The organism is Verrucomicrobiia bacterium, from assembly GCA_023953615.1.
Classification (GTDB): domain Bacteria; phylum Verrucomicrobiota; class Verrucomicrobiia; order Limisphaerales; family JADLHS01; genus JADLHS01.
The window spans coordinates 296067-302433 of the sequence record JAMLJH010000001.1 but is presented as its reverse complement, the minus strand read 5'-3'; the positions used below and the strand labels follow the sequence as shown (position 1 = coordinate 302433).

6 protein-coding genes are annotated in these 6367 nt (G+C 54.9%); 3 read left to right on the top strand and 3 right to left on the bottom strand.

What is annotated here, in order from left to right; all coding sequences use genetic code 11:
- The first annotated feature begins 367 nt into the window (after positions 1-367).
- Positions 368-1126, top strand: coding sequence for a hypothetical protein (locus tag M9920_01195; protein ID MCO5050905.1), 759 nt, complete (start codon positions 368-370; stop codon positions 1124-1126).
- Between the two features lie 69 nt (positions 1127-1195).
- On the opposite strand, the gene dtd is transcribed toward M9920_01195, so the two are convergent.
- Together dtd and M9920_01185 are read right to left on the bottom strand one after the other, a co-directional pair.
- Positions 1196-1648, bottom strand: a complete 453-nt coding sequence (gene dtd, locus M9920_01190) for a D-aminoacyl-tRNA deacylase (protein MCO5050904.1) — start codon at positions 1646-1648, stop codon at positions 1196-1198.
- A gap of 3 nt (positions 1649-1651) precedes the next feature.
- Positions 1652-3028, bottom strand: a complete 1377-nt coding sequence (locus tag M9920_01185) for a LysM peptidoglycan-binding domain-containing protein (protein ID MCO5050903.1) — start codon at positions 3026-3028, stop codon at positions 1652-1654.
- 122 nt (positions 3029-3150) lie between these two features.
- Here M9920_01185 and purM point away from each other — a divergent pair, with 122 nt between their 5' ends.
- The gene (gene purM / locus M9920_01180; protein MCO5050902.1) at positions 3151-4215 is read left to right on the top strand and encodes a phosphoribosylformylglycinamidine cyclo-ligase; all 1065 of its coding nucleotides are present in this window, start codon (positions 3151-3153) and stop codon (positions 4213-4215) included.
- A gap of 16 nt (positions 4216-4231) precedes the next feature.
- Positions 4232-5236 carry a hypothetical protein gene (locus M9920_01175; GenBank protein MCO5050901.1) on the top strand — a complete coding sequence of 335 codons (1005 nt, stop codon included), beginning with the start codon at positions 4232-4234 and terminating at the stop codon, positions 5234-5236.
- A 25-nt stretch (positions 5237-5261) separates the two neighbouring features.
- On the opposite strand, the gene M9920_01170 is transcribed toward M9920_01175, so the two are convergent.
- Positions 5262-6197: a methyltransferase domain-containing protein gene (locus M9920_01170; GenBank protein MCO5050900.1), complete on the bottom strand. Its 936-nt coding sequence runs from the start codon at positions 6195-6197 to the stop codon at positions 5262-5264.
- Positions 6198-6367: the final 170 nt, after the last annotated feature.

The window sequence follows — 6367 nt, the reverse complement described above, 5'->3', positions numbered from 1 at the left end:
CAGTTATCCGCGCTGTGTGCTCCGCCGGCGCTGTGAGCTAAAACATGATCGGCGTGCCAACTCGCCTCGCTGATAAATCTGCCGCAGATGTGGCAGCGTCCGGCAGTTTTGGCGAGGATCTGGACGCGCTCGGATGTCGGGAGCGTCTGTGTTCGATAATACGATCGTTCCAATGGTGCGCCCGGTGTCAATGTTGAAGAAAAACCGAATAGACCCGCAGTGAAAAGCAAACTTGTCACCGAGATTAAATCGGCGTAGTAGTTTCTTGTGAGCCGAATTTTGTGCAGACCTTAAGTAATTCCACGACGCGGTTTCTTCGTGGAAAGCATTGAATATGTTACAGCGTTGTCCGAAATGTAAGATAGTGATGCGAGTTGAAGAAGGTCAAGAAAGCGCCTTTATTACGTGTGATTCGTGTTCGCATGAGTTTTACGCGCAAAGCGGCGCGGCCTCCTCGAGACGAATCACTCTGACCCGTGCGCAACTCAAAATGCCAGAGATTGAAGAATTTGTCGTCTTACTGGTTGGCATTGCGTCTGATGGAGTACTCGAGTACGAGGAACTTCAAAAGCTCACGGAGTGGCTGAATAGCCATATCCATCTAGAAGTGCCCGCAGTAAGATTCATGGTAGATCTGATGATTCGCATTTGTGCGGACGGAAAAATTACTGAAGAAGAGATTTTTGAGGTTCAGCTCGCAATTGAACGCGTTCTTCCAAAGGAATACCGCTCGCAGATTACCGAAGCGCGCAAGACTGCTTATTATGACCAGCCCGCTACTGCCAATCAGCTTGATGCCATAGAATCCATTACATACCAACGCCCGATTGATTTGAACCGAAGGCAAGCTTCGGAATTACTGAGTGAACTTTTTCTGAATTCGCCGGCTTCAAATCGTCAAATTATGTTTTTACGATTTTGGAATAGGGTGGATCTCGCGACAAAGTCACGCCGCGAGATCTCAGAATGGATTGATTCATTTACCCACGGCGATGAAGCGCGTTGGTTAGCTTGGGATTTGTTCAAGGAAGAATCTGGAGATGATGGTTCGCAACGTGATCCATTGTTCGTTCCGATCGGCGCCGGTGAAAAGTACTTGGAGCGGGTCTACCGCAATTACCGATAAAGCGGAACGGTTTCTTCTGAGCGTCGCTCAATTGAGCCAGCCCGCCACCGTAGCGGCCCTCGCAGAGTCTCACTCCCGCTGTTTTGAATCAATGATGATGGTGACGGGGCCGTCGTTGGTCAGGTTCACTTGCATTTCGGCGCCGAATTCACCGGTGGCCACCGCTTTTCCCAGTTGCTGGGCCAGCCTGGTTTGGAATTGTTCGTAAAGCGGAATGGCCACTTCGGGTCGGGCCGAGCGAATGAAGGAAGGACGGTTGCCTTTCCGGGTGCTGGCAAAAAGTGTGAACTGACTGATCAGGAGAATTTCACCCTCCATCTCGCTTACGGAGCAATTCATCAAACCGGCGGCATCGGGAAAAATCCGCAGGCGCACGATCTTACCCGCCAACCATTCGCCGTCCGCGGTGGTGTCATCCTCGGCGATGGCCAGCAACACCAGCAGGCCGGGACCAATCTCGCCGCGCACCTGCCCGGCGATGCTGACGGTGGCGCCACTGACGCGTTGAATTACCGCGCGCATGACTCACGGGGGTAACGGATAGAGATAGCGCAACGGCACATTGATTTTGGTGCCGGCGGGGAGGTGGTCGAAATTCAGATTGGGATTGGCCGCGCGCAAAACCTCCGGGGCCACGCCGTAGGTGTCGGCGATTTGATTCAAGCCTTCACCCGGACGGACGTTGTGGCTTTTCATCGGTTCGGGTTTTGGCGGAGTGGATGTTTCAGGTTCGGGAGGAAGTTCATCGCCGTACGCCAGAGTGACCGCTTTGAGCTGGTCCAGTTCCAGTTGTTTCAATTCGATTTCTCGTTGGGAATGGGTCAGGGTCGGGTCATTCTCGATGCGCTGTTGTTCGGCGTTTTGTTCCCGTTTAATGGCATAAATCAACGCCAATGTGTCCGGGGTCACGTTGCGCTCACTGGCTTTGACTTCATACATTGCGGAAACATAAGCGGGATCGTTCAGCCGGACGTAAAGCTCGTAGCGCGCCGGGGTCAACGAGTTGCGGATGGCGGTTTCGAGTTCGGTGTCGAGAGCGGCGCGCTCGTCATTAGCCGCATCATCACTTTGCCCGGCCAACGCCGCCAGGCGCGTCTGAAGGTCAGCGGTGTTGCGGTAGATGCTGCGAAACTCTTCCGGCTGCGTGTCGAATCCGAACAGACCGTCCAATTTTTCACGAAGCTGTTCCGCCCAGCTTGAGAAGTGCAATTTAACCAGTTCCAACTGGTCGGGACTAAGCGCGGTGCTGAGCGCGGCCCAATCGGACGATTCGGCCGCTTGAACTGCGGCGAGACTTTCCAGTTCCGAATCGGCCGTTGACGACAATACTTGAACCACGAGTTGCTTCTGATCAGCGGTTAAATTTCGCAAGCTGCTGTCGGCTTCCAGAGTGGCGAGAACTTGATTGCTTGGCGGGTGAGTTGCTGACGGATCGCGCCCATAATCTTTTTGCCAGCCCGCCCCGAATAACTGCGTCATGATGGTGTTGCGCTCTTCCAGAAAATTGGTGACCGAGGCTTGTTCATCGCGCCCCCCATCGTTGGCGCGAAAATTGGTCCACCAGCGGGGATTGGCTTTGGGGGCGGTGAAACCAGATAAATATTTTTCGCGTAACATCTGATTCACGTCCGCCAGCAGAATGTCGCGGATGGTTTCTTCCGGACAACCAATCGCCCGCAGGTTTTTCAGGTAGGTGGCGTAGTTCGATGATTCCAATTCCTGCCAGGAGAAGAATTGTGGCCGCACAATGACCGCGGTGCGGGAGTTGGTTACGTTGATGGATTCGGTGGCCACTGGCGCCGCGGTCGGGGGCACGGCGGCGGGCGAACTGGCGTGATACCACCACAAGGCCAGCCCGAGGTTGGCGAGCAGCGAGACTCCTAAAATGAGACGCCAGAACATAACGCAATTTATGAGTATCTGCCTGCCATAACCAATGGAAAAAAGCAATGGGAGAAAAGTTGCGCGGCAACCGTGGCTTTCATCTCGCCTGGGACGGCGAGAGTTGCTTAACTTGCCGGCGCATGAAACAGAAAGCCTACGCCGCTGCCGGCGTTGACATTGACCTCGGGAATAAAGTCAAAGCCACGCTGCCGCGATTGCTCGCCAGCACGCACCGCCGGGAAGTGCTGGGGAAGGTGGGCGGCTTCGGCGGTTTGTTCGCGCTCGACGTGAAGAAATATCGCGAACCGATTCTCGTCAGCAGCGTGGATGGCGTCGGGACAAAACTGAAACTCGCGTTCGCCTTGGATCGGCATGACACGATTGGCGCTGATTTGGTGAACCATTGCGTCAACGACATCGCGGTCATCGGCGCCGAACCGCTGTTCTTTCTCGATTACCTCGGCACGGGCAAACTTGAGCCGCACGTCTTCACTGAAATCATCAAGGGCTTTGCCCGCGCCTGCGCGGAAAATCACTGCGCGCTTATCGGCGGCGAAACCGCGCAGATGCCCGGTTTTTATCAACCCGGTGAATACGATGTGAGCGGGACGATCGTTGGCGTGGTGGAGAAATCCCGCATGCTCAACGGCCCGAAAACCATCCGGCGCGGTGACGTCGTCATCGGCATTGAATCCAGCGGACTGCACACGAACGGTTATTCGCTCGCGCGCAAAATTTTCTTCGAGCAATTGAAGCTGAAAACCTTCAGCCGCATCCCCGGCTCGAAGCTCACGCTCGGTGAAGAACTCTTGAAGGTTCATGTGAGCTACGGCCCGCTTGTTCAAAAGCTGCTCGCGCGTTTTAACAAATCGGCAATCGGCAATCGGCAATCGGCAATCCGGGCCTTTGCCCACATCACTGGTGGTGGTTTCGTGGACAATATCCCGCGCGTGCTGCCGGAGACGCTCGATGTCGTCATCAAGAAAGGTTCGTGGGACATGCTGCCCATCTTCCAGCTCATCGAGCAGCAGAGCGGTGTGCCGGATGAGGAATTGTATCAAGTCTTCAACATGGGCATCGGCATGGTCGCCCTCGTCGCGGCGGACCAGGCGGACGCCGCGCTGAAATTCATCAAGGCGCAAAAGCACAAGGCTTGGCTCATCGGCGAAGTCGTCAAAGGTAATGGCGAGGCGCGGGTGGAATAAATAGAAAGGACTTAAAATGCGAACACGAATTCGACAACTATTCGGTTTGTTGGTTGTCTGTTCATCCATTGCTTCGGCGCAAAACAACTGCGCCGAATTTCAGGCGACGGTTCGTTCTACTTACGATTTCAAACCATCAAAGCTCGATAAAGCTCAACGGAGTGTAAAATCCGATGCGATGGATAAAGTTTGGCGCACGGTGGAAGCGAACCCCAAAGAGCTGCTGCCCTGCTTGCGGAGCGCGCTGGAAGCGACCAATGCCGATGCTTGGTTTCGTTTTGATGGCGGCAATCTGTTGGTGAAACTTGATCCTTCCGAGACCGCAAAGATAATTCAGGTTCGCGCGTTTTTGGACGTGGATTTGGAAGATGTCAACCTGCGGATGTGGGTTGAAACGCTTTCGGATCGCGCGGTTGAAGGACATGATGTATCAGCAGGCGTACTCCGCTGGCTGAATTATCCCGAGGCGAGATACTTCCTGCCGGAACACGGTGCTTACGAGGTGACGCGCGAGGCCGGGGCGCTCTTTTTGCTGGGCTGCATGGAAGAATCAAAGGCGCTCCCGGTGCTGTTGAAACTTAGCGCTGATCCGACCGACAAAAATCGCGAGGCGATGCTGGCAATTCTGGCGCGGCTCGCCACCCCGGAAGCGTTGCAGGAATTGAAAAAAGTTGATTTGAACACAGTCTCGAAGACCGGGCGTAAAATCATCAAAAGCGCGCTGGCCAAACCGCAAAGCATTAAACCGAGGAAAGGAACCCCCAAAGTGACCCGCGCGGAGTATCTCAAGTCATTTCAGGACGCCGGGGCGGGGAATTGGGAAACCTTCAACAACCTGGTTGAAAAAGTTTCCGACGGAGAAAGGGATGCGGTCGTTGTTTTGAAGGAGGAAGACCTGCCCTTGTTGCGAAAAGTCCGGCGTTTGCGCCTCGCTTACTGCAATCAACACGCGATTGAATACTACGATGATTTTACTTCCATAATTATGGCGCTCGTTTGGAAGCCCGAATTGGTGGAATGATGTGACTTGGACGCGGTGGCCTCGTTCAACGCGCATCGCGGATCCGTTCAATCACCAGCGTCAGATATTTCTTTTCCCGGGCAAAGATAATCGGATCCACGATGTCCAGGTGGCCCTGGAGTTGTTCGCGTGCCTTGAGGATCAAGTCTTGCAGGACGTAGTGCAGGGCGGGGCGTTTGCGTTCCAAACGGTCGGTGGCGAATTGCGCCACGGGCAGGCCCACCCGTTGGGCCCACATGTGAACAAAGGCGATGGTGGGCAACACATTGGCGGTGATGTCTTCGTGATGGGTGATGCGCCAGCCGTTTTGTTGTAACGCCGTGGTGAATTCGCTCCATTGATGCCCGGAGCGGTGCGTGCTGGTGGCGCTGCGGAAATAGTCGCACAAAATCCAGCGGCCGCCGGGACGAAGAATCTGGTCAATGACCGCCAGTCCTTGGGCCAGGTTGACGTATTGAAAGGATTCCGAGGTGATAATCGTGCCAAAGGCGTGCCGGCTTTCGGGCAACGGGATTTGTTCCAGCTTGCCTTCGAGCAACGGCACTTGCGGGTAAGTCGAACGGATGTGTTTGATCTGGGTGCGATTGGGCGTCAACGCGGTGGGCTTCAAGCCGCGTTGCAGCAGCACTGCGGTCAAACCGCCCATGCCGCAACCGGAATCAAGGATGCCAGTCTCCCGATCCACAATCAGGTCCGCGAGCCGGGTGGCGTAACGCAGTTGGGCTTGTTCAATGTCATAAACGCACATTCGTTCGGGCGGGCGGGTCGGATCGTCGCTGTAGCCGTAATTCAGAAAACCGTTCGGCAGGAGCTGGCCGTAGAGTTTGAGTTGGGCGTCATCCGCGGATTTGCCCCGGATTTTGGGTCGGCGGAGACGATCCCAGAGTGGCGACCAATTGCTTGGCACGATGACGCGACCAATGATGCATTTGGCCGCGAATACAGCGGTAAATTTATCCATGAATTTTGGCTCTATGAGCAACCCCGATTTCTGACCGTCACTCTGCTTGCGGTGGGGGGCGGATGACTTGGTAAAATCCCGCATTGATTGCCGATGTCGCCAGCATGCTGGGGGGGCTGGCGGCGTCACAAGTTATTTCGCAATCAGAATGGGAAAATCTAATCGAAGGC

Coding starts and splice junctions, on each gene's coding strand:
- M9920_01195 (MCO5050905.1), top strand. CDS start 368: ATGCGAGTTGAAGAAGGTCAAGAAAGCGCCTTTATTACGTGTGATTCG.
- dtd (MCO5050904.1), bottom strand. CDS start 1,648: ATGCGCGCGGTAATTCAACGCGTCAGTGGCGCCACCGTCAGCATCGCC.
- M9920_01185 (MCO5050903.1), bottom strand. CDS start 3,028: ATGTTCTGGCGTCTCATTTTAGGAGTCTCGCTGCTCGCCAACCTCGGG.
- purM (MCO5050902.1), top strand. CDS start 3,151: ATGAAACAGAAAGCCTACGCCGCTGCCGGCGTTGACATTGACCTCGGG.
- M9920_01175 (MCO5050901.1), top strand. CDS start 4,232: ATGCGAACACGAATTCGACAACTATTCGGTTTGTTGGTTGTCTGTTCA.
- M9920_01170 (MCO5050900.1), bottom strand. CDS start 6,197: ATGGATAAATTTACCGCTGTATTCGCGGCCAAATGCATCATTGGTCGC.